Below are 22529 nucleotides of genomic sequence, written 5' to 3'. Positions count from 1 at the left end.
AACTATTCCAGCCAGTCTTCGGCGGGTTGAGATAGAAATTCCGCCAGCGGCACGCCGCCGGCACCGACCAGAATTTTTCTGGCGTGGGGGTATTTTTGGGCAAACACGTTCAAACCAGCCGACACCACCGGCTTGGGCGCGCTTTTGACTTCAATCGCCGTCAGTTTCTTGCCTTTGGCCAGCACGAAATCGACTTCCTGATTGCCTTCGCGCCAGTAGTAAAGCTTGGTATCTTCGTCACGGGTATTCAAGAGATGCGCGCCGACGCTGCTTTCCACCAAGCGGCCCCAATAGCTGCGGTCGGCTTGAGCCTCGGCAAAGCTGTAATCCTGCAGCGCAGACATCAACGCGGTGTTGAACACATGTAGCTTGGGTGCGGAGTTGCGCTTGCGCACTTCCTGTCCGGCATATTTATGCAGGCCGGCCAACAGCTTGGTTTCAGCCAACAAATGCAGATAATCGGCCAGAGTCTCGGTATGCTTGGCTTCAATGATGCTTTCAATCATTTTGGTCAACGACAACTCCTGTCCAGAATAATGGCAACCCAGTTCGAACAACTGTTTCAGCAGCATAGGGTTTTTGATACGCACCATTTGCAGGATGTCTTTTTCGATATTGGGCTGTATCAAGCTGTCGCGCACATAGTGCCGCCAGCGGGTTTCGTCTTTTATCAGGCAGGCACTGCCGGGATATCCGCCAAAGTAGACGTATTGTTCGAGCGTCAATCCGAAGGCTTCTTGCATTTCGGCAAAGCCCCAATGACTGACGGGCAGAGTTTCGTAGCGACCGGCCAGACTCTCCGACAAGCCTTTTTGCATCAACAACGGCGCGGAACCCAGCAGAACCACATGCATCGGCACGCCGTTGGCGCGGTCGGCGTCCCATAAGCCTTTGACGATGTCGGACCAGTGTTCGATTTTTTGGATTTCGTCTATCGCAAACACAAAGGCTTCGTCGCGTTGTGTGGTTTTAAGCCAGACGGCGGCGCGGTTTCTGGCTTCCTGCCAATGAAATGCCAACCAGGCTTTATCCTTCCTCTGGGGCGGAGAGATAGCTGCGGCTACGCTGCTTATCTCATACGAAACGTTGCTTGGCTCATCGTCCACGGACACGTAATAACCTTGCGTCGGCGCGGATGCAACGATGTCGCGGATAATGGTGGTTTTGCCGACTTGCCTAGGGCCGGCGAGTAAATTGATGAAGTGAACCGGGTCGCCAAGGCGGGTTTTGAGCAGGGCTTCCTGGGGGCGGGTATATTTCATGTTACGTTACTGAGTAAATTTACTCAGTAACGTAACATCTCTATTATCGGTTGTCTAACTTCCCTATGAAGGTCTTCGGCAAAACCCGGATTTATGGGGAAGGACTGTCCTCAATCGCGGTTAAAGTGTTCTGTCCGTCTTTTTATTCTCCGAGGAGAAAATCCTTTCTCGACTGTCAGATAGCATCTTTGATCGTTTAAAACAGCATTTTCGCGATCCCGAAAATCTCTAAAGCGCCCCCGGATCACTCAAATGCGCATACGCCGGAAAGGTTTGTAGGCGGTTGTCGTCCAGTGGTTCGCCGACGGTGAAGTGGTAGAGGCTTTGCCAAACGTCGTTTTGCAAGCCCAGAACGCCATGCACGGCGTCGTCGAAGAAGCAGCCGATGCCGGTGCCGCGTACGCCGGCGGCTTCGGCTTCCAGGTATAAAATTTGGCCGAGCAGGCCGCATTCCCAAAACAACCGACGGTAGCGCCAGGCTTCGGCATTGACGTTGGCGGCGAAGCGGGCCAACATCCCCAGGCTGAAGGCGCTGTCGCTGGCAATCGGTTGGTGGCAGGACAGGGTTTTCGCGGCTTGGCGGACGTTGCCGGCGGTCAGCAAGTAAAACTCGAACGGCGCTTCGACGCGCTGCCAAACGTAGTCGGCGGAGCAGACTTGTTTCAACGCGTCGAGTTCGCCGGCGCGCGGCAGGCAGTAAAGTCCAGGTTCCAGGTCATCCACTCGATGCACGAAGAAAAACAATTGCACTTGCGCCGGCCAGTTCCAGGCCGTGAACGGCGGTTTGGCGCCGGGCAGCAGTGCGGCGAGGATGCGGTAAAAATCGGCGAGCGGCAGCGGCGCCGATTTGCCGTTAAAGTGTTGGGCGCTGCGGCGGTCCCGAATCAGCCGGCTGGCCGAATCGTCACGGCTGGGCGCGGGCAGGTCGGCGGCCGGCCAAGTTTGCCGCTCGGGCGGCGTCGGCGGTTTCAACGCGTATTCGGCGACTTCGTCGATCACCGGCCAGCGATAAAAATGCCGGCCGCTCAGCCGACCGGTTTTGCCGAACCATTCCGCCGTTTGCAGGCAACCCGACAAAGCGGCCGGATCGAAATCGGCCGTGCTTGGCGCGTCGGCGTGAATGCGACAAAACAGGTCGGCCGCCTCTCGCTCATTGGCGACGAAGTCGTCGGCCCGATCCAGGCCCAGCCAAGCGGCGATGTCGGCGTCGCCGGCCTCGCTCAGCAATTCCACGCGCCAGCCCAGCCCGGCGGCCGCGTAGCTCAGCGCCGCCAGGGCGTGGCCGATGTCGTGCTGGCAGTAGCGGAAGGCGCGTTCGCCGTATTTCCAGGCTTCCCGCCAATGGACGGACGACAAGCCCAGGTACAGCGCCGGCTCGCAACCGTCCGCGCTAAACGCCGCCCGCCGTTCCAGCGCGTGGTCGTGGCTGACGTAGTGGTAGACGCCGGGGCCTAGCAGTTCGGGGTCGGTGCTGACCAGATAGGCTTCGGTCGGGTGCAGGTTGCCGCTGGACGGATTGCAGCGCAACGACCAGCGGTCCGGGCCGAATTGTTTCCAGGCCGATAAGCCGAAGGCCAGTTCCATCAATAGTCCGACATTTTCCAGTGAGACCGGCCGAGGGGCTATGGCTTCGGGGCGGTCCAACTCAGCAAAGCGGCACGCCAACTCAGCGCCGGGTAGCGGTAGTTTGACGATATCGCAATTGGCAAAACGCCGAAACGGGCTGGGCTGGTCGTCCCAGTCCAGCGACTCCGGGCCTTTGGCGTAGGCGTTGAGTTGGTGTTTGGTGCGGTTGTGGTACGCAATGACGGCGGTGGCGTTGGACATGGGGCGGTAAGGGCTCGGTTCGGTTAACGAGTGGCGATGAAAGTCATGCGGCGCGGAATCGCCAATCCGGTGTCGGAACGCCGTCAATCGCGGCCGGAGCCGCTGCTACGCCGATGTATTTCATTCGCCGGTACGATATGGAATGGTTGCGGTTCTAGTGATGGGTGACCGCTTCGGCCTCCGATTCCGGCACGACCAAGTCTTCGCTCCAGCAGCCTATCGGGCGGCCCAAATTCATTTCCTGGTCCTCGAAGCGCACCAGAAAAACGGTCAGCGACGGGTCTTCCTCGACGTGGCCCTTCATGACGATCACGCCGCGAGCGCCGGCTTCGGCCAGGACCGCGCCTTCCTCGCCTTCCGGCATGCTGCCGTCGTCTATGATGCTATGAGCCGCATAAACCACGTCGCCCAAATCCAAATCTTCTACGTTCATTTTTTTCTCCAATCTTGTTTGTAGCAAAGCCGACAAATAGGCCGGCATTGTTGCGAAACGGCTCGCCGAATCGAGGTTTTCGGCGGCCTGCTATCCAGCAAAATCAGCCTTTTTGCCGAAATTGGCGGGCATGGCATGCTGGTTGCATTAACGAGTTACAAGATCAATGCCAAACCGTTCTCAGGAGACTCAAGAACATGATTACATTAACAGAAAGCGCAATTAAGGCCGTGGGTCGTTTTATCAGCAGTTCCGACAAGCCGACCGGCGGACTGCGCATCGAAGTTACCGATGGCGGTTGTTCCGGTTTGTCTTACGGCTTGCGATTGGAAGCCAAGGAAAATCCCGATGACAGTATTATCGATTGCGGCGAAGTCAAAGTGTTTGTCGATCCACTCAGCTTTCCAAAACTGGACGGCATGTCGATCGATTTCGTCGATAGCCTGGAAGGCTCCGGGTTCAAGTTTACCAATCCCAACGCAGTGAAGAGCTGCGCCTGCGGTTCGTCGTTCACTACCGGCGACAACGGCGGTGCTCCTAAATCCTGTTCTTAAGTTTGCGAGGTTAAAGTCATGTGGGATTATTCAGATAAAGTTAAAGATCATTTTTTCAACCCGAAAAACGCCGGCGCGGTTGCCGATGCCAACGCGATTGGCGAAGTCGGTTCGATCAGTTGCGGCGACGCGTTGCGTTTGACCTTGAAAGTCAATGAAGATACCGAGGTCATCGAAGATGCCGGTTTCCAAACCTTCGGTTGCGGTTCGGCGATTGCCTCTTCTTCGGTGTTGACCGAAATCATCAAGGGTTTGACGCTGGACGAAGCGTTGAAAGTGACCAACCAAGATATCGCCGCCGAGCTGGACGGCCTGCCGCCGGAAAAAATGCACTGCTCGGTGATGGGTCGCGAAGCCCTGCAAGCGGCGGTCGCCAACTATCGCGGCGAAGAGTGGAAAGACGATCACGAAGAAGGCGCGCTGGTCTGCAAATGCTTTGCTATCGATGCGGTGATGATCGAAGAGATGGTGTGGGCCAACAAATTGCGTACCGTCGAGGACGTGACCAACTACACCAAAGCCGGCGGCGGTTGCGCGGCTTGCCACGAAGACATCGAAGCGATTCTGGAAAAAGTCCTGAAGGAACGCGGCGAGACCTTCGATCCGAACGCCGCGCCAATCGCTAAACCGGCACCGGTGGTCGCCGAAAAAGGTCCGATGACCAATTTGCAACGCATCAAGAAAATCGAGGAAGTGATCATGTCCTTCCGTCCGCAATTGATGGCCGACGGCGGCGACGTCGAGTTGGTGGAAGTGGTCGACAAAACCGCTTACGTCAACATGACCGGCGCTTGCAACGGTTGCCAAATGTCGGCGATGACCATCGCCGGTATTCAGCAAAGGCTGATGGAAGTCATGGGCGAATTCATTAAAGTCGTGCCGGCTTCGCAAATGCCTAAACTGGTGAGCATCCAGGAGGCGGGTCATGCCTGATATATATCTGGATAACAACGCAACCACCAAGGTGGATAGCGTGGTCGTCGATGCGATGATCCCGTATTTCACCGAACAATTCGGTAACCCATCGTCGATACACCGCTTCGCCGACGGCGTGGCGCGGGGCATTAAAAAAGCCCGTAGTCAGGTTCAGGAGTTGTTGGGCGCCGAGCACGATTCCGAGATTATCTTTACCTCGTGCGGTACCGAGTCGGATTCCACCGCGATTCTGTCGGCGATCAAGTGCCAGCCGAATCGTAAGGAAATCATTACCACGACGGTCGAGCATCCGGCGATCCTGAATCTGGTCGAAAATCTGGAAAAAGAAGGCTACACGGTACACCGCTTGCCGGTGGACAAATGCGGCCGCTTGAATCTGGATGCCTATCAAAAGCTGTTGTCAGACCAAGTCGCGATCGTATCGGTGATGTGGGCCAACAACGAAACCGGCACGATTTTCCCGGTCGAAAAAATGGCCGAAATGGCTAACGCGGCCGGTGTGATGTTTCACACCGACGCGGTGCAGGCGGTCGGCAAGATTCCGATGATGTTGCAGGACACCAAAATCGACATGCTCAGCCTGTCCGGCCACAAGCTGCATGCGCCTAAAGGTATCGGCGTGTTGTATTTGCGCCGGGGCACCCGTTTCCGTCCGTTGTTGCGCGGCGGTCATCAGGAGCGCGGTCGGCGGGCCGGTACCGAGAACACCGCATCGATTGTCGGTCTCGGCGTGGCTTGCGAGTTGGCGATGCAGCACATGGAGTTCGAAAACGTTCAGGTCAAGGCGATGCGCGACCGCTTGGAAAAAGGCATCGTCGAGGCGGTTCCGCATTGTTTCGCGACCGGCGACCTGGAAAACCGTTTGCCGAACACCACCGACATCGCGTTCGAATACATCGAGGGCGAGGCGATTTTGATGTTGCTGAACAAGGCGGGCATCGCGGCTTCGAGCGGTTCGGCCTGTACTTCGGGCTCGCTGGAGCCTTCTCACGTGATGCGGGCGATGGACATTCCTTACACCGCCGCTCACGGCACGATCCGCTTTTCGTTCTCGCGCTACAACACGATGAGCGATGTGGAAGAAGTGTTGAAGGTAATGCCTAACATTGTCGCAACTTTGCGGAAACTGTCGCCGTATTGGGACAGCGTCAACAATTGCCCGGTCGCCAATCCGGAGCAGGCGTTTCAACCGACTTACGCCTAAGTTCGGCCGGCGTGGCGGCTGGTTCCGCTGCTCCCATCAAAACCCCAGCCGTTGGCGAAAGCTGCGGCTGGGGTTTTTTGCGTTTCAGGCGATAGTTCTACTTTGTCAGATTTGAGCAACGCCGTCATGCCCGCCGGGAAGCGGGCATCCAGTGCCATGGATGGCAAGCTTCGATCCGTCCGTGGAGTCTGGATTTCGGCAATCCCCGCCGAAATGACGGGCACTACCGAGAATCTGACAAGGTAGAAAAATAGCCCTTTTCGCGATCAACGATGTACCGGTAGCCGGCTCAGGGTGCGTAGGTTGATCAACATCGCCACGCTTTCCGCGATTAGCGCCGGCCAGGCTTGCCAATACCAGTCGTTACCAATCCAGGCCAGACTGGATGCCAAAAGTCCGATGCGCATGCGCCGGTTGTCCAGATAAAACAAGGCCAGCGTGGTGTTGACGACGGCGAACGCCGGGAGCAACGAGACTTCGCCTTGCCAGGACATTGCGGTCAACCCGATGAATAATGCGACGAAGCCGATTGCCGCCCAGTGCTTGTGCGGCGCTTGGTCCCATTTGGCGGACAGTGCTGTCCGCAACGCGGTACAGGCCATGGTCAGCGCGGCGGTCCAGGCGGCCAGCAAAACGTACTGCAAGGCCCACAACAGCGCCCCGGCGGCGGACCAGCGTCGGAACTTCAACCCGTTTTGGGCGAAATAGGCCCGCCATTCCACGAGCACGCCGATCCCGCCCGCCAAATAAGCCCAGCCGTGTTGAATCGGAATGCCCGCCAACAGGCCGGCCAGTTCGGTCATGGATTCCAGGGCGGTTCGTCGCCGTCGTAGGGAACGAAATCGGCTATTGTCGGCAGCGTGACGGTAGCGTTGCCGCTCGAAGACTTGGGCGGCGATGACTTAGCCGGTTTGGCTGGGGAGGCGCCAAGCTCGGCGCTGGTCCACTGCGCGAAGGTGGCGGGATCCTTGCCGGCCGGCACGTACCATTTTTTGGCGGCGGCATCCCAGCGCGCGCCCAGCGCCTTGGCGGCATCCTTTTGCGCGTAAGGCACGTTCAGATAGAGTTTACTGTCGGTCATTTCGAATCAAAGACTGCGCGGGCACCTACCCGCGCCGGCATTTTAGTGCATCGCCGTTCCGATCGACAGTCCATGCCAGCCGCGTTTGTCGTTCCGTGGGCACGGAATGCTAACCTTCTCCGCCTTAGTTGCTGGCCTGCGCCGATACTGACGTGCCGGGTTGATGCCGCTTTGGTCCAGTCGCCACGAAGCCCGAACCACGGTCGCGTTTACTTAGAGTGGTTTTTTCTATCGTCCCCGCCGAGATTGCTGGCGTAGGTGCTGGCCGCGAACAGCGCCGAGGAAATAATGTATTCGCCGGAGAAAAATCCGACGAGACCGGTGACGAAAATCAAGCCCGTCAAAATGTCGCGTTGTAAATTACTCATGTCGATCTCCTAAAAATCTAACACGCTGACACAATAGGGCTTGAGCAATTAATTAACAATGGGTGAAACTTGACATGGCTTATTTCTTTTTAGGAAGCAAATTTGCCGGAACTTTGTGAAAAAGCCCCCTAGACGCAGACTTAGACCGGCTGCTTGTTAGCTGTCATTTGTAGAGCGGTCTGCAACGCGAATTGTAGGCTGCCAAGATTGGCCAGCCCGGTGCCGGCCAGTTCCAGCGCGGTGCCGTGATCGACCGAGGTCCGGACGATGGGCAATCCCAGCGTAATGTTGACGGCCTGACCAAAGCCTTTGAATTTCAGCACCGGCAGGCCTTGATCGTGGTACATCGCCAACACCGCGTCGGCATCGTCCAGGTATTTGGGGGTGAACAGCGTGTCGGCCGGCAGCGGGCCGATCAGGTTCAAACCGGCGGCGCGTAGCGATGCGAGGGTCGGTTCGATGGTCTCGATCTCTTCTCGACCCAGATGACCGCCTTCCCCGGCATGCGGATTCAGGCCGCAGACCAGAATTTTAGGTTGGGCGATACCGAAACGTTGGCGCAAGTCGCGGTCCAGCAAGCGGATAACCTCGGTCAAGCTTGACGGCGTGATTGCCGCGCTGACCTGCGCCAGCGGCAAATGTGTGGTGGCCAGCGCCACGCGCAATCCGGGGGTCGCCAACATCATCACCGGGGTGCCGCCGGTGATGTCGGCGATGAATTCGGTATGGCCGCTAAACGCGATGCCGGCATCGTTGATGATGCCCTTATGCACCGGCGCGGTGACCATTGCCGCGAACCGGCCGTCCAGGCAGCCCAGCGTTGCCAATCGTATCGTTTCCAGCACATAAGCGCTGTTGGTCCGATCGAGTCGGCCGCAGTCGGCCGGGGCTTTCATTGCGACCGGCAAGACGGTGAGGCGGCCGGGTTGGCTGGGTTCGAAAGCCGCTTGGTGGTCGAACAAGTCTATTGTCAGCGGCTGACCGAGTGTATCGGCGCGTCGTCGTAACAGTTCGGGATCGGCGACGGCTACCAATTGGCAGGGATGGGCGGACTGCGCGAGCCGCACGCACAAATCTGGACCGATGCCGGCCGGTTCGCCCGGCGTCAGCGCGATGCGGACCGCCGGAGTCATGCGGAACGCCGTTTGCGGCCACCAAGGTTAGCGCGGTGCATGTTCCTGGCAGATTTGTTCGCTATCGGCGCTACTGAGTTTTTCCTGGGTCAGCAGGCAGAAATAGTCGCCGTCTTTCTCGCTGAAATTGCGGCAGGTTTTACAGACGCCGAACGATTGCGACTGGTTGGCTTTCTGCAGCGCGGTCAGCGCTTGCTGAAACACGTTGGCGTCGGACGGCGGGGCGTCGCTGGCGATCAGGATTTGGGTGGCGCTTTGAAACAAGTCGGAGGGTCTGGCTTGTTTCAGCACGTCCGCGCCGTCGGCCAGCAATTGCAGATGCACGACTCGCTTGTCGCGGGTGTCTTGAGTCTTGCCGATATAGCCTTTCTTCTCGAGGATAATCAGCGATTGCGATACGGTGCCGCGTGTCATTCCCAGATAATTGGCGACCGCCGCAGGGGTGTCGCTGTATTTGTTGCAGCGAGACAGGTAGTTTAAAACTTGAAAATGGACCGGTTGCAAGCCCAACTCCGTGCATTTCTTCCGTTCCTCGGAACGGATCAGCGTGGTCATGCACTCGATAAGTTCATAAATATCAGTCTGTTGCATACGTTGCTTTCGGTTTGGATGCGGAAGGTTGACAAGAGCGTGCATCGAGCGTTAAATTGATAGCGAATCGAAACATTAATGTATAACATTCGGCCTGGAGTCAACAAGCGCTTATTTTACCATGCGGGTCCCAAGGCTGTCCGGCCTGACCTTTTATGGTTTAATGCCGCGCGTTGACTCTTTTTTTCACCAGCGGATGACCAGGAATTTCAATGAAAACAACTAGAAAAAGACAACTGAACCTATCCCTATTGGCGGGCGCCGTCGCGACACTGTTGTCATCCGGTTTGGCGAACGCAAAATCGGACGACATGCACCAGATTTTTCAAGATAACTGCGCCAGCTGCCACGGCTCCGATTTGGGCGGTTACTTGGCTCCGGCGATTAACGCTACCACGCTGAAGGGCCGCAGTCCGACCGCATTGCGCACCATCGTGATGGCCGGCAGTTTCGATACCTTGATGCCGCCGTTCTACGGCAAACTCAGTGACGACGAAATTCGCGGTGTCATCAAATATTTGCAAGCCACGCCGAAGCAAGCGAATCCGGCCTGGACCATGGACGACATGAAGAATTCGCTGAGAGTCTACGTCAAGGACGAAAGCACCTTGCCGGCCAAGCCGACCTTTCAAATTGACGATAAATTCGAAAATCTGATCGGCGTCGCGGCGCGCGGTAAATACGGCCGAGGCGAAGGCTCCAAAGCCATTTTCATCAATAGTGCGACCCATCAAAAAGTCGGCGAAGTGCCGACCGGCACCGCCGCCCACATTATCGACTTCAACCCGGCCAATCCGCGTTGGGCTTACGTGAAAACCGATACCGCCGAGATTTTCAAGGTCGATCTGTATTCAATGAAGGCGGTGCGCAGCATCAAAACCGGTTGGAACGGGCCCGGCATGGGCGTCTCGCGCGACGGCAAATACATCATGGCCGGCTCCTTCGTGCCGCATAACGCCGTGATCCTCGACGCCGACACGCTAGAGCCGCTGAAAACCTTCGAACTGGAAGGCACCGATCCCGACGGCAAACACGTTTCTTCCGACTCCGGCATGATCATTGGCACCCCGTATGCCGACATCTTCGCGATCGCACTGGAAAACGCCGGCCAGGTTTGGGTGGTCGATTACAAGAAAGACGGTTTTCCGGTGACCCGCATTGAAAACGTCGGCCGTCACTTGCACGATGCCTTCCTGACCCACGGCGGCAAGAAATTGATGGTCGCGTCCTATGACGACAGCATCGTCGCCGCGATCGATCTGGAAGAACGCAAACTGATCAAAAAACTCGAAGCCGGTTGCGTGCCGCACGTTGGCGGCGGCTCGGCGGTCAAGGTCGATGGCCGTACCTTGGGCTTCGGCACCAACTTCGGCGATTGCGACAAGATGGTGGTTAGCGTTTGGGACTTGGACAAAATGGAAGTCGTGAAGCAAGTACCGGTTTCCGGCGGCACCGAATCGCCGGCGGCGCACGCCAACGCGCCTTACGTCGCGGTGGACATCATCAGCAAGGACAGACGCGCCCGCACAGTACAGTTGATCGACAAAAAGTCGCTTGAAGTCGTCAAAACCCTGGATGTCGGCGGCCACGCCTACTTCCCGGAATACAGCGCCGATGGCAAGTTTCTGTATATCAGCGCCGGTTATAACGGCGACGAAGTGGTGGTTTACGACTCCAACAGCCTGCAAAAAGTCGCGAGCATTCCGATGGAAAGCCCGGCCGGCATTTTCTCCAGAGGCCGGGTCAAATACATGACTCGTGGCTTGTCGCCCGACGAAATGGAGCAAGGCAAATGAGAGCGAAAATTTTCTTGATCCTGCTAGGCGGCTTAATCGCGGCCGGTCCCGGACAGGCCACCAGTTTGTACGTCGGCCAAAACAAGGCCGGCGCGGTTTGCGCGCAATGCCACGGTATTCGGATGCCGAGCGCCGACGCACCGTTTCCGCCGCTGGGCGGCCGCGATCCCGAGTATTTGAAAACCGCGATCAAGCAATACCGCGATAAAACCCGGAAATCGGACATCATGAACGCGATTGCCGGCTCGTTGACCGATAGCGAGATCAACGACATCGCCGCGTATTACGCTAGCGTCAAGCCTTGATCGCGCGCGCGGCCGCTTGCTGTCTGGCTTGGAGCGTCGGCGTTGCCGCGCAGGCGGACCAACCCGGCCCGGCTCGCCAGCAGGAATTGCTGAACATGCTCAAGCATGATTGCGGTTCCTGCCACGGCCTGCCGCCGAAAGGCGGCTTGGGGCCGTCGTTGATGCCGGACGCATTGGCCGACAAGAGCGACGATCTATTGCTGGACGCGATCCAGAAAGGTCGAGCCGGCACGGCGATGCCGCCTTGGCAGCCGTTTTTGAGCATCAATGAAAGCCGTTGGTTGATCGCGCGATTGAGGCAAGGTTGGCTGCCATGACACGCAATGCGCTGGTTCTGGGCTGCGCGCTATTTCTCGCCGTCCAGCCCTTGGCTTGGGCGGACAACGCGCAAATCGAACAGGCTTACCGCCAGCAGCGTAGCGACCTGCAAATCGAAGGCGAAGGCACGGTGATCAAGCTGCTGGCCGACGACAATCGAGGTAGCCGTCATCAGCGTTTCATCATTCGCCTGGAGTCCGGACAAACCCTGTTGGTGGCGCATAACATTGACCTGGCGCCGAAAATCGAAGGCCTCAAGGTTGGCGACAAGCTGGCTTTTGCCGGCGAATACGAGTGGAGCGATAAAGGCGGCACGTTGCACTGGACCCATCGCGATCCGGGTGGGCGGCACGCAGCTGGATGGTTGAAGCATGGCGGCAGGGTTTATCAATAAGACCTCGCCATTTACAATCGGACCTTGCTTTTCGATTTCAGAGGAACAGCCATGACCACGATTACCGAACTCTCGCAACTGGACCCGAACGGTCATTATTCCTATGCCGATTACCTGAGCTGGAGCCTGAACGAAACCATAGAGCTGATTAAAGGCAAGATCAGCCTGATGAGTCCGGCGCCGAGTCTGGATCATCAACGAGTTTCCTGGCAGTTGAATGGTTTGCTTTTCGAGTATTTTCGGAAGAAACCTTGCCGGGCATTTGCCGCCCCGTTCGACGTGCGTCTATACGACCGCCGTAAATCGGTAGCCGCCAACCAGGATATTTACACCGTTGTTCAACCCGACTTGTGTGTGATTTGCGATGTCGAAAAACTCGACCCGCGCGGCTGTCTGGGAGCGCCGGACTGGATCATCGAGATTTTGTCTAAGGGTAATTCCAAGAAGGAAATCCAGACCAAATTCGAGCTGTACCGGGAAAGCGGCGTCAAGGAATACTGGATCGTTTACCCGTTCGAGCAAGCGGTGCATCAATTCGTGCTCGACGATGAGCAGGATCAATACCGGTTGTTGGCGATGTTTGCCGGCGAGGATACCGCTTCACCGCATATGTTTCCGGATTGTATGGTCGATTTGCAGGAAGTATTTGCCGAATAATTTTTACGGTTTTTCATGAAACGACTCATTGCTTTGACTGGCGCTTTCGCTTTTTACACCCTGTCCGCTAGCGCCGATTTGCGCGCCACCGGCGATCTGGGTGTAGTCATCGAGCGCGAGGCCGGTACGGTGCAAATCGTCAACACTACCAAGCCGGCGATGCTGAGCCGCATCGAAGGCTTGGGTGATCTGTCGCATGCTTCGGTGGTGTTTTCGCGCGATCAGCGCTACGCCTACGTGTTCGGTCGCGACGGCGGATTGACCAAGCTCGATTTGCTGCAAGACCAGATAGCCAAGCGCATTGTGCAAGCCGGCAACAGCATAGGTGGCGCGATTTCCCAGGACGGCAAGGTCATCGCCGCATCCAATTACACGCCGGGTGGCGTGAAACTGTTCGATGCCGAAACGCTGGAACTGCTAGCCGAAATTCCGGCCGTCTACGGTGAAGATAACAAGCTTTCCAAGGTGGTCGGTCTGGTCGATGCGCCGGGTCAGCGTTTCGTTTGCAGTTTGTTCGAAGCCAACGAAATCTGGCTGATCGACGCCAAAAATCCTCGCCAACCCGTGGTCAAAAAGTTTAAAGACATCGGCAAACAACCCTACGATGCCTTACTGAGTCCGGACGGCCGTTTCTACGCCGCCGGCCTGTTCGGCGAAAAAGGCCTGGCCTTGCTGGACTTGTGGCAGCCGGATAAGGGCGTCGAACATATCCTCGAAGACTACGGCAAGGACGACGAACAACTGCCTGTTTACAAAATGCCGCATCTGGAAGGCTGGACCATGGCTGGCGATTGGTTGTTCGTGCCGGCAATCGGTGCGCATGAAGTCTTGGTTATTGATAAAAAGGACTGGGAATTGGTCAAGCGGATTCCGGTGGCCGGCCAGCCGGTGTTCGTCAGCGGCCGGCCCGACGGCCGGCAGATTTGGGTGAATTTTGCCTTTCCGGATAATCAGACCGTGCAAGTCATCGACGTCAAGGATTTCAATTTCGTCAAAACCCTGCAACCGGGCAAGGCGGTGTTGCACATGGAATTCAGCCCGCGCGGCGAAGCGGTGTGGCTGGCGGTGCGCGACGAGGACCGGGTGATGGTTTACGACACCGAAACCTTCGCCGAAACCGCCCGTCTGCCGGCGCAAAAGCCCAGCGGCATTTTCTTCTCGGACCGCGCGAATCGGATAGGCTGGTAGCGCATGTTGACCCCCTTGCAGCAACGTCTGCTCAACGATTACCAACAGGATTTTCCGTTGAGCCCGACACCCTATCGCGACATCGCCGCGCAGCTTGGCGTCAGCGAGGACCAAGTGTTGCAGGCCTTCGAACAGTTGGCCGGGCAGCAAATGATCAGCCGTATCGGCCCGGTGATCGCGCCAAACAGTATCGGCAGCAGTGCGTTGGTGGCGATGGCTGTTCCGGGCGCCGATCTGGCCCGCGTCGCCGCATTGGTCAGTGCGTATCCGGAGGTCAATCACAACTACGAGCGCGAGAATCGCTTCAATCTGTGGTTTGTGCTGATCGCCGATGACGAAAACCATCTTAACGCGGTGATTGCCACTATCGAAGCGCAAGCCGGCTATCCGGCCATGGTGCTGCCGATGCTGGCCGATTACTTCATCAACCTGGGCTTCGAGTTGAATTTGCATGATTGATGCCGTCGATTACCGTTTGATTGCCGCCGTACAGGCCGGTCTGCCGATTGCCGCCCGGCCGTATGCGCTGATTGCCGAGCGCTTGGGCTTGAGCGAAAACGAAGTGCTCAGCCGCTTGGCCAGACTGAAACAGCAGGGTCTGATCAAGCGCTGGGGCGTCGTCGTCAAACACCGGCAGTTGGGCTATCGCGCCAATGCAATGATCGTGATGAACGTGCCCGACCAGCGGGTTGCCGAGATTGGCGGCTTGGTCAGCCGGCAGGCCTGCGTCAATCTTTGCTATCAACGGCCGCGGCAAGGCGAGGTCTGGCCGTATAACCTGTATTGCATGATTCACGGCAAGAGCCGCGACGTGGTGTTGGCGCAGTGGGCGGCGTTGCGCGATGCCTGCGGCTTGGACGAGTACACCTTCGAAGTGTTGTTTAGCCGGCAGTGCTTCAAGCAGCGCGGGGCCTTGTATGCTCGTCACGCCGCTCATCGGCAAAGCCCGGTTTTGGCTGGCGAGGGCCGAGCCGAAGCGGCCGCGGCCACGTTGAACTTCGACCTGCAATTGGCTTGAATATGGACGCCACCGACAAAGCCATCGTCAACCGTTTGCAGCAAGGTTTTCCGATTTGCGCGTCGCCGTACCGGCGGATCGCGGACGAATTGGGCATCGCGGAAGCGGATTTACTGAGCCGTTTGCAAGCCTTGTTGGCCGACGGCGTGTTATCGCGGTTCGGACCGATGTATCACGCCGAGCAAATGGGTGGCGCGTTAAGTTTAGCGGCGCTGAAAGTGCCAGAGGAGCGTTTCGACGAAGTCGCCGAGATCGTCAACGCCTTCCCGGAAGTCGCCCACAATTACGCCCGCAACCATGTCTTGAACATGTGGTTCGTGCTGGCCACCGAACAACCCGAGCAAGTGGCGGACGTGATCGCCGAAATCGAGCGCCGCACCGGTCTTGTCGTCTACAACATGCCGAAGATCAACGAATATTTCGTGGGTTTGCAGTTGGAGGCTTAGCGTGGCCGAGTCTCGAAATACGAATATCCGAGTCATGGGTAACGTTGTTTGGTGTGTGGAATGAGTGTATAAAATACACATCATTTATTAAATAGGAGTCTGCCATGTCCGTACGTTTTAATGTCGTGTTGTCGGACGATCTCAACCGCGAGCTCGATCGCGTGGCCCAGGAAAATGAGACCAACAAAAGCGAGATCATGCGCAAGGCCATGACCTTGTATCTGGCCGCGCAAGATGGTCGCCGGCGTGGGTTGAAGCTGGGCTTGGTCGAGCCGACCACCCAAAAATTGGAAACCGAAATCATTGGTTTATGAACCATATCGATCTCAACCAGCCGCCGCCCAACCATACTTTCAGCGTTTCGGTCAATCGGGAAGAAACCGACGGCGAGCGGCGGGTAAGATTGTTCAAGGATTTGGCCCTGTTCGTGGTGGCGCTGGGCTTTGTGATCACGATTGCTACCTTGTGCTACTCCACGTTGCTGTCCGCTTCAGCCAGTGCCGAGGAAAAGAAATGGGCGATGTCGATTCTTTCCGCGGCCACCGGTGGCTTGATCGGCTATCTGATCCGCAAATGACCGTGTCCCGTCCCAGCGCGCTCGATCCTATCGATCGCCAAATCATCCAGGCTACCCAATCCGGCTTGCCCTTGGTGGCCGAGCCTTACCAAGCCGTTGCCGAGCAACTGGGATTGTCCGCGCGCACCGTGATGTTGTGTCTGGCCGAAATGCAACAGACCGGCGTGATTCGGCGTATCGCGGCGGTGCCCAATCACTACAAGCTGGGCTACCGCTATAACGGCATGACGGTGTGGGACGTCGAGGATCGTCTAGTCGACGCGCTTGGACAACAGGTAGCGAAGCTGCCGTTTGTCAGCCATTGTTATCGGCGCCCCCGGCATTTGCCGGATTGGCCTTATAACCTGTTCGCGATGGTGCACGCGAAAACCGAGCAGGATGCCGAGCGGCAGGTGGCGATGATTGCCGAACGCTTGGGCGAACATGCCCGCGCCCACGAGGTGTTGTACAGCACCAAAATTTTAAAAAAAACCGGCTTGAGGATTGGCGGCTAAACCATGTTCAGACTGAGTCAATTCATGCGTGAAGTGCTGGCGCCGACGCCGTTAACACCGGCGCGCAAGCCGCTGGGTCCGGTGGTGATCTGGAATCTGATCCGCCGCTGCAATCTGACCTGCAAGCACTGCTATACCACGTCGGCCGACATCGATTTCCCCGGCGAACTGGCCACGCCGGAAATTTACGCGGTGATGGACGACTTGAAGGCGTTCAAGGTGCCGGTATTGATCCTGTCCGGCGGCGAGCCCTTGCTGCACCCGGATATTTTCGCGATCTCGCGGCGGGCCCGCGACATGGGCTTTTACGTCGCCTTGTCCAGCAACGGGACCTTGATCGACCAGTCCAACATTGCTCAGATTGCCGCGATCGACTACCAATATATCGGCGTCAGTCTGGACGGCATGCGCGAGGCCCACGATAAATTTCGCCGGAAGCAAGGCTCGTTCGACGCTTCGTTGGCCGGCATTCGCCTGTGCCGCGAGCACGGCATCAAGGCCGGGATTCGGTTTACGTTAACCCAGGACAATGCCCACGATTTCGAAGCCCTGCTGCAATTAATGGATGACGAAGACATCGACAAATTTTATCTGTCGCATCTGAACTACGGCGGGCGCGGTAACAAAAATCGCAAGGACGACGCCGAGTTTCAACTGACGCGCCGGATCATGGATGCGCTGTTCGAAAAGTCGTTGAGCTGGGAGGCGCAAGGCCTGCACCGCGAAGTGGTTACCGGCAACAACGATGCCGACGCGGTGTATTTTCTGCATTGGGTCGCACGCCGCTTCCCGGAGCGCGCCGGCCATATCCAGGCCAAACTGCGGCAATGGGGCGGTAACGCTTCCGGCGTCAACGTGGCTAATATCGACAACTTGGGCAATGTCCATCCGGATACTTTTTGGTGGCACTACGGGCTCGGCAACGTCCGGCAACGGCCGTTTTCCGAGATTTGGCAGGATCTGTCCGATCCGCTGATGGCCGGATTGAAAGCCTCGCCTCGGCCGCTACAAGGCCGTTGCGGTACCTGTGACTACCAAGCCATCTGCAACGGCAACACACGGGTCCGCGCCCAGCAATTGACCGGCGATTGCTGGGCCGAGGATCCCGGTTGCTATCTGACCGACGCGGAGATCGCCGACCCAGCGAATCCGCTGAATAGAGCGGCCGTAAACGGCTGATGCGAAACACTCCGCACTTCGGGAGCAACCAATGCCCCTAGCCTGGCGATCGGCAAACGGGTAGCCCGGAAAATCAAAAATCACTGGTGTAGGAGCGGCTTTAGCCGCGATCGATGTCGTTCCGACACCGGTGTCTCGCCTATGCGGCCGCTGCCTTTCAGCGCCATCAACCCTTGATTCCCCGTCAGTCGTCCTGAAAACGTAACCAAGGTTTGGCCCCAACCTTTTTTCCCGCGACACATGCTAAGGCAGCGGCGTGCCTACATCCTCGCGCTCGTTTGTTTTAGCCGGTATCAGCCAGCGGTTCACTTGTTCCAGATCGGCCGGCGACAGACTGCTCACGGCTTGTTTCAGGCGTAGACTGTCAAGCAAGTAGTCGTAACGGGCGCGGGCGTAGTCGCGTTGAGCGCCGAGCAATTCGCGTTCGGCGACGATGACGTCCAACGCGGTACGCCGGCCGGCGTTGAAACCGGCCTGGGTGGCGGCGAGACCGGTTTCGGCGGATTTCAGCGCTTGCTGCAATGCCTTGACGCGGCTGATGCCCGCCACTACGCCCAGATAGGCATTGCTGGCGCCGCGCCGCACCGCGCGCTTTTGTTGGGCCAGATCGGCCAGCGCCTGGCGGTAGCGGTGTTCGGCTTCGCGGGTCCGGGATTCGGTGCGGCCGCCCTGGTAGAGCGGCAGGTTCAGATTCAGGCCGATCACGTCGTCCTCGACATCCGCCGACCCGAATCGGCCGCCGGAGGTGGCAAAACCGTGGCTGCCGCTGGCATCCAGCGTCGGCAGGTGGCCGGCGCGCTGTCGCTGGATTTCATCTTGGGCGACCTGAACAGCTTTTTGTTGCGCTAGCAAACCGTAGTTTTGGGTGAGCGCCAACTCGACCCAGCGCTGTTCGTCGGCCGGTTCCGGGGCCAACAACGGCATGTCGGCGCTGAGTGCGTCCAATTGCGGATAGTGCTGGCCGGCCGTTTCCCGCAGCCCCTCGCGAGCGTCGCGCAGTTGGTGATCGGCGGCGATGGCGTCGGCCACGGCCCGGTCGTGGCCGGCTCTAGCCTCCTGGACATCGGTCAACGCCAGAAAGCCGACCGCTCGCCGTTGTTCGGCTTCGGTGAGCTTGCGCTGCAACGATTGTTGTTGGGCCTGGGCGAATTTCAGGTTTTCCTCGGCGGCCAGTACGTCGAAATAACGTTCGCAAACCGTCAGCATCAGCGCAATTTCGGCGGCGCTGCTGTCGGCCTCGGCTTGGGCGACCCGATTGTCGGCCTGCTCCAGCGCGACCCAGCGGTCGATATGCAGCAAGGGTTGGCTGATCGATAAGCTGTAGGCGCCGGTCATGAATTCGCTACGACCGCCCAAGCCGATCGCGGCCGCGCCGCCGTAACGAATATTTTGGTAGTCGCGCGCAACGTTGGCGCTAAAGCTGGCCTCCGGAAGAAACAGCGCGGCTTGCGCCTGGGATTGGCTTTCGACGACGGCTTCCACGCCTTCGCGGGCTTTTTCCAGACTGGGATTGTCTTGCAGAGCGTCGCGATACACCGCCAGCAAATTTTGCGCGCTTGCCGGAACAGCGGCTAGCGCGGCGGCCAGCAGCCAGCCGATTGAGCAAGCCCGGCGCGGAGCCGGCCTGGCATGGCGCTGGCCGGATGGGCTTGGGGCAGCCGCCGGCCGAGCCGCGCGGTTAAGCGCCATGCGTTTTACCCCGCAAGGCCCACGCCATCCCCAAGCGGTACAGCAAAGGCATCAGGAATAAGGTAAACAGCGTCGAAAAGCCCACTCCCCAGACGATCGCGGTCGCCACCGGCCGCCATGCGGTCGCGGACTGGTCCTCGCTCAGCGCCAGCGGCAACAGACCGACCGTGGTGGTCAACGAGGTAATTAGAATCGGCAGTAATCGCCGCCGCGCCGCCCAGATGCTGGCATGTACCACGCCCATGCCGGATTGCAAGCGATCGTGGGCCGCCGAGAACATCAGGATCGCCGAGTTGACGGCGATGCCGGCTAGAGCCACGGCGCCGTAAAAGGTGTACAAACTGACCGCTTCCCCGGACAGCATCAGCCCCAGGATGACGCCGGCGAAGGCCATCGGGATTTTCAGCAACACCAGCAGCGGCAAGCCGTAGCTTTGAAATTGCGCGCCGACGATGATGAAGATCAGTCCCAAACCCAGCGCCAACAACTGCCAGAGCTGTTTTAGGCCTTCTTCGACGGTTTCCATTTCGCCACCGAAGCTCACCTTGATGTCCGGATAACGATCCTTGACCCATTCCCAACGGCGCTGAATCTCGCGGTTGGCGGCCAGGGTATCCATTTGACTTTTATCGAGATCGGCCTGCAGGGTCAGCATCTGTTGGTAATCGATATGATTGATGCTGGCGGGGCCGATACGCGGCTCGGCGCTGACCAATTGGCCGAGCGGCACGCTCGAGCCGTCGGTGCGGGCCACCGTGTAACGCAGTAGCTCGCCGATGTCGCGCATGTCGTTTTGATACGCGCGTACCCGCACGCCGACCGGCTCGCCTTGCTCGGTATAGCTGGCGACGCTCTCGCCGTCCGCCAGTAATTGCAGGGTGCGGGACACGGTATCCGGGCTTAGGCCGGTCCGTTGAATCGCCGCGCTATCCAGTCTTAATTTCAATTCGCTGAGTCCGGCGATCCGGTCCAACCGGATTTGGCTGACGCCGGGCGTCGCGGCGAGCACGCTTTTCAATTCGGCGACCGCAGCATCCAGTTGGGCGCCGGCGCCGCCTTGGATGTTGAGGTTAATCGCCTTGCCGACGCCGCCGCCCAATGCCGAGCCTTCGCCCTCGACCCAAGCCTCGATCGCCCCGTCCAGATTCGTCAGCAGGGGTTTCACCGAGGGTATCAAGCTGGCGGCATCGCGACTGCCATGGTTCAAGCTGAACCACAAATCGCCGTATTGGTGGCCGTACAAATATTGGCCTTCCTTGGCGATAGCGCCGCTTTCGGCCGCGCTGGCTCGCAATTCTCCCGGCTCGAATAACGGGGCGATGCGTCGTTCGATTTCCTCCAAGGTGGCCAGGGTCTTCGCGGACGGCGTGCCGCTGGCCATTTCCAGCGTGACGACAAAGCCGTAATCGGGTGGCGTTGGTAACCAATTAAATTTTACCCAGGAAAAAGCCACGGCCGAGCCGGCCACCGCGAAGAAGGCCAGCAACAACAGCAAGGCCTGAATGGGGCGGCGTAACACGTAAACCAAGGCATGGCCGTAGCGGCGTTGCAGGCTTAAACGCATCCGTTCTCGCCAATGTGTCGCGGCTTTGCCGGAATTTGGCGCTTCGGCCCTGACGGTAGCGGCAGCATGGGCCGGCAAAATCCACAAGGCCTGGACGATGCTGATCAGCAAGGCCAGGCAGACTACTTGCGGCACCACGCCCATCAAAATGCCCAGATAGCCGCTCATCAACATCAGCGGCACAAAAGTGGCGATCGTGGTTAGCGAGGAGGTGGCGACCGGCAGCCAGACTTCGCGCAAGGCCGCCACCGTCGCGGACAAGGGCGGCAGACCCCGCCGCAACTGTTGGCCGACTGCCTCGATCACCACCACCGCATCGTCGACCAGCATCCCCAGCACGATGATGACCCCCAGCAACACACTGAGATTGAGCGATTGGTGAGTCATCTGCAGCGCGATGAAGACCCCGGCCAACGAGAACGGCACCGCCAACGTGGTCAGCAGCGACAAGCGGGTACCCAACAGCAGCCAGGTCACCGCCCACACCAGCAACATACCGGACCAGGCGTGCTCCTCCATCGTGGCGATGGCGCTCCTGATTTGATCGGACTGGTCGATCAGTAAAAACAGTTGCACGCCGGTATGGGCGCCGACCCGGTTGCGGGCATCGATATAGGCTTTCAGTCGATCGATCAAGGTCAGCGTGTTGGCGCCGGCTTGCTTGATAGGCATCACCGCCACCGCCGGTTGGCCGCGAAACCGCGCGCCCAGTTTCACGGCTTTGCTGGCGCGGCTGATGTCGGCCAAATCGCCCAGCCTGACTTCACCCTTGGCGCCGAGGATAGGCAACTGTGCCAGCCGGCTTGCCGCGTCCTCGGTGCCGGTCAGGCGCAGCAGCCACTCGCGGTCGTCGACCTTGACGATGCCGGCGGCGATGTCTCGGAAATACGCGCCGACCGTATCGGCCAGGGCGGTGGGGCTGATGCCCAGGCCGGCCAAACGTTCCGGATGAAACGTCACTTGTAATTCCGGATCTTCCAGGCCCTTGGTCTCCACCGTCGCCACGCCGGGTAGGCGCTGCAAATCGAGTTTGACTTGGCGGGCCTGGCGGCGAAAGTTTTCGTCTTCGCCGGGGCCGTACACCAAGATCTTGAACCAGTCCGAGCCCAGATTGCCTTCGAAAATGTCCGGCGCCGCCGCCGACTTCGGCAATTCCGACTGCGCCAAGGTCTGCAATTCGCGCCGCAGCTCCATCATGCGGCGTTCGTAGACCGGTTTGTCGAGTTCCTCGAAGCTGACCGTGATCGTTGCGATACCGGTTTGGGCATTGCTGCTGACGTGCTTGATGTCGCGGATTTTGCCGCGCAGCGTGCGTTCGATCGGGTCGACGATCAAGCGCTCGACGTCCTCGGCGCCGGCGCCGGGCAGCGCCACGGCGATGCTGGCGGCGTGAACCGGCGTATCCGGCGCTTTTTCCTTGGGGAGTTGCGGATAGGCCAAGCCCCCCAGAATCAGCACCATCAAATAGCTGAGATTGGCGAGGACGTGGTTGCGGTACAGCGAATCCAGCCGCAT

At 58.6% G+C, this 22529-nt stretch carries 26 protein-coding genes; 16 read left to right on the top strand and 10 right to left on the bottom strand.

Annotated features, from left to right (window positions below):
* Positions 1-2: 2 nt before the first annotated feature.
* The 3 genes from BJL95_RS05220 to BJL95_RS05210 all read right to left on the bottom strand — a co-directional run bounded on the left by BJL95_RS05220 (position 3) and on the right by BJL95_RS05210 (position 3522).
* On the bottom strand, positions 3-1262 hold the full coding sequence (locus BJL95_RS05220; RefSeq protein WP_071156047.1) for an ATP-binding protein: 1260 nt from the start codon (positions 1260-1262) through the stop codon (positions 3-5).
* A gap of 228 nt (positions 1263-1490) precedes the next feature.
* Positions 1491-3089, bottom strand: a complete 1599-nt coding sequence (locus BJL95_RS05215; protein WP_071156045.1) for a SagB/ThcOx family dehydrogenase — start codon at positions 3087-3089, stop codon at positions 1491-1493.
* Positions 3090-3243: 154 nt separating this feature from the next.
* On the bottom strand, positions 3244-3522 hold the full coding sequence (locus tag BJL95_RS05210; RefSeq protein ID WP_064031155.1) for a nitrogen fixation protein NifZ: 279 nt from the start codon (positions 3520-3522) through the stop codon (positions 3244-3246).
* Positions 3523-3719: 197 nt separating this feature from the next.
* Between BJL95_RS05210 and BJL95_RS05205 the strand changes: the two genes are divergently transcribed.
* From BJL95_RS05205 to nifS, 3 genes are read left to right on the top strand one after another with little or no spacing between them, the layout of a single operon-like run.
* The gene (locus tag BJL95_RS05205; protein WP_064031129.1) at positions 3720-4076 is read left to right on the top strand and encodes an iron-sulfur cluster assembly accessory protein; all 357 of its coding nucleotides are present in this window, start codon (positions 3720-3722) and stop codon (positions 4074-4076) included.
* Positions 4077-4094: 18 nt separating this feature from the next.
* Entirely contained in the window at positions 4095-5009 is a 915-nt protein-coding gene (nifU, locus tag BJL95_RS05200; RefSeq protein ID WP_064031130.1) for a Fe-S cluster assembly protein NifU, read from the top strand.
* Complete coding sequence (gene nifS / locus BJL95_RS05195; protein ID WP_064031131.1) at positions 5002-6216, top strand: cysteine desulfurase NifS; 1215 nt, start codon at positions 5002-5004, stop codon at positions 6214-6216. The genes nifU and nifS overlap by 8 nt, the downstream gene beginning before the upstream one ends.
* A gap of 266 nt (positions 6217-6482) precedes the next feature.
* Here the strand turns inward: nifS and BJL95_RS05190 are convergent, their stop codons facing one another.
* The 5 genes from BJL95_RS05190 to BJL95_RS05175 form a co-directional block, all read right to left on the bottom strand.
* Positions 6483-7019, bottom strand: coding sequence for a YgjV family protein (locus BJL95_RS05190; protein ID WP_071156043.1), 537 nt, complete (start codon positions 7017-7019; stop codon positions 6483-6485).
* Positions 7016-7297: a DUF5710 domain-containing protein gene (locus tag BJL95_RS05185; protein ID WP_071156041.1), complete on the bottom strand. Its 282-nt coding sequence runs from the start codon at positions 7295-7297 to the stop codon at positions 7016-7018. Before BJL95_RS05185 ends, BJL95_RS05190 begins: the two co-directional genes overlap by 4 nt.
* 209 nt (positions 7298-7506) lie before the next feature.
* Positions 7507-7665 carry a hypothetical protein gene (locus BJL95_RS25065; RefSeq protein ID WP_168033175.1) on the bottom strand — a complete coding sequence of 53 codons (159 nt, stop codon included), beginning with the start codon at positions 7663-7665 and terminating at the stop codon, positions 7507-7509.
* Between the two features lie 140 nt (positions 7666-7805).
* On the bottom strand, positions 7806-8798 hold the full coding sequence (gene pdxA / locus BJL95_RS05180) for a 4-hydroxythreonine-4-phosphate dehydrogenase PdxA (protein WP_071156040.1): 993 nt from the start codon (positions 8796-8798) through the stop codon (positions 7806-7808).
* A 27-nt stretch (positions 8799-8825) separates the two neighbouring features.
* Positions 8826-9389 carry a MarR family winged helix-turn-helix transcriptional regulator gene (locus BJL95_RS05175; RefSeq protein WP_064031135.1) on the bottom strand — a complete coding sequence of 188 codons (564 nt, stop codon included), beginning with the start codon at positions 9387-9389 and terminating at the stop codon, positions 8826-8828.
* Between the two features lie 212 nt (positions 9390-9601).
* On the opposite strand from BJL95_RS05175, the gene BJL95_RS05170 reads away from it, so the two are divergent.
* The 13 genes from BJL95_RS05170 to nirJ all read left to right on the top strand — a co-directional run bounded on the left by BJL95_RS05170 (position 9602) and on the right by nirJ (position 17761).
* Positions 9602-11185 (top strand): cytochrome D1 domain-containing protein, encoded by a 1584-nt coding sequence (locus tag BJL95_RS05170; protein WP_071156038.1) that lies wholly within the window; start codon positions 9602-9604, stop codon positions 11183-11185.
* Positions 11182-11490: a c-type cytochrome gene (locus BJL95_RS05165; RefSeq protein WP_071156036.1), complete on the top strand. Its 309-nt coding sequence runs from the start codon at positions 11182-11184 to the stop codon at positions 11488-11490. The genes BJL95_RS05170 and BJL95_RS05165 overlap by 4 nt, the downstream gene beginning before the upstream one ends.
* Positions 11487-11807, top strand: a complete 321-nt coding sequence (locus tag BJL95_RS05160) for a cytochrome c (protein WP_254786690.1) — start codon at positions 11487-11489, stop codon at positions 11805-11807. Before BJL95_RS05165 ends, BJL95_RS05160 begins: the two co-directional genes overlap by 4 nt.
* Positions 11804-12202 carry a DUF3465 domain-containing protein gene (locus BJL95_RS05155; protein WP_064031138.1) on the top strand — a complete coding sequence of 133 codons (399 nt, stop codon included), beginning with the start codon at positions 11804-11806 and terminating at the stop codon, positions 12200-12202. Before BJL95_RS05160 ends, BJL95_RS05155 begins: the two co-directional genes overlap by 4 nt.
* A gap of 51 nt (positions 12203-12253) precedes the next feature.
* Positions 12254-12859: a Uma2 family endonuclease gene (locus tag BJL95_RS05150; RefSeq protein ID WP_071156034.1), complete on the top strand. Its 606-nt coding sequence runs from the start codon at positions 12254-12256 to the stop codon at positions 12857-12859.
* A gap of 15 nt (positions 12860-12874) precedes the next feature.
* A complete protein-coding gene (locus BJL95_RS05145; RefSeq protein ID WP_071156032.1) occupies positions 12875-14047 on the top strand; it encodes a cytochrome D1 domain-containing protein in 1173 nt (390 codons plus the stop codon).
* A gap of 3 nt (positions 14048-14050) precedes the next feature.
* Positions 14051-14506 (top strand): Lrp/AsnC family transcriptional regulator, encoded by a 456-nt coding sequence (locus tag BJL95_RS05140; RefSeq protein ID WP_071156030.1) that lies wholly within the window; start codon positions 14051-14053, stop codon positions 14504-14506.
* Positions 14499-15065, top strand: a complete 567-nt coding sequence (locus tag BJL95_RS05135) for an AsnC family transcriptional regulator (protein ID WP_071156029.1) — start codon at positions 14499-14501, stop codon at positions 15063-15065. Before BJL95_RS05140 ends, BJL95_RS05135 begins: the two co-directional genes overlap by 8 nt.
* Positions 15066-15067: 2 nt before the next feature.
* Positions 15068-15511 (top strand): Lrp/AsnC family transcriptional regulator, encoded by a 444-nt coding sequence (locus tag BJL95_RS05130; RefSeq protein WP_071156027.1) that lies wholly within the window; start codon positions 15068-15070, stop codon positions 15509-15511.
* Between the two features lie 104 nt (positions 15512-15615).
* Entirely contained in the window at positions 15616-15825 is a 210-nt protein-coding gene (locus BJL95_RS05125; protein WP_064031144.1) for a ribbon-helix-helix protein, CopG family, read from the top strand.
* Positions 15822-16088 carry a hypothetical protein gene (locus BJL95_RS05120; RefSeq protein WP_071156025.1) on the top strand — a complete coding sequence of 89 codons (267 nt, stop codon included), beginning with the start codon at positions 15822-15824 and terminating at the stop codon, positions 16086-16088. Before BJL95_RS05125 ends, BJL95_RS05120 begins: the two co-directional genes overlap by 4 nt.
* The gene (locus BJL95_RS05115) at positions 16085-16582 is read left to right on the top strand and encodes an AsnC family transcriptional regulator (protein WP_071156023.1); all 498 of its coding nucleotides are present in this window, start codon (positions 16085-16087) and stop codon (positions 16580-16582) included. The genes BJL95_RS05120 and BJL95_RS05115 overlap by 4 nt, the downstream gene beginning before the upstream one ends.
* Before the next feature lie 3 nt (positions 16583-16585).
* Positions 16586-17761, top strand: a complete 1176-nt coding sequence (gene nirJ / locus BJL95_RS05110; protein WP_071156021.1) for a heme d1 biosynthesis radical SAM protein NirJ — start codon at positions 16586-16588, stop codon at positions 17759-17761.
* A 243-nt stretch (positions 17762-18004) separates the two neighbouring features.
* Here the strand turns inward: nirJ and BJL95_RS05105 are convergent, their stop codons facing one another.
* Together BJL95_RS05105 and BJL95_RS05100 are read right to left on the bottom strand one after the other, a co-directional pair.
* Positions 18005-19450 (bottom strand): TolC family outer membrane protein, encoded by a 1446-nt coding sequence (locus tag BJL95_RS05105; protein ID WP_083385678.1) that lies wholly within the window; start codon positions 19448-19450, stop codon positions 18005-18007.
* A complete protein-coding gene (locus BJL95_RS05100) occupies positions 19440-22529 on the bottom strand; it encodes an efflux RND transporter permease subunit (RefSeq protein ID WP_071156019.1) in 3090 nt (1029 codons plus the stop codon). The genes BJL95_RS05105 and BJL95_RS05100 overlap by 11 nt, the downstream gene beginning before the upstream one ends.

The sequence above is a fragment of the Methylomonas sp. LWB genome, assembly GCF_001856095.1.
Classification (GTDB): Bacteria; Pseudomonadota; Gammaproteobacteria; order Methylococcales; family Methylomonadaceae; genus Methylomonas; species Methylomonas koyamae_A.
Note: the sequence above shows the minus strand (reverse complement) of the source record. Positions and strands in the feature narration are given on the sequence as shown.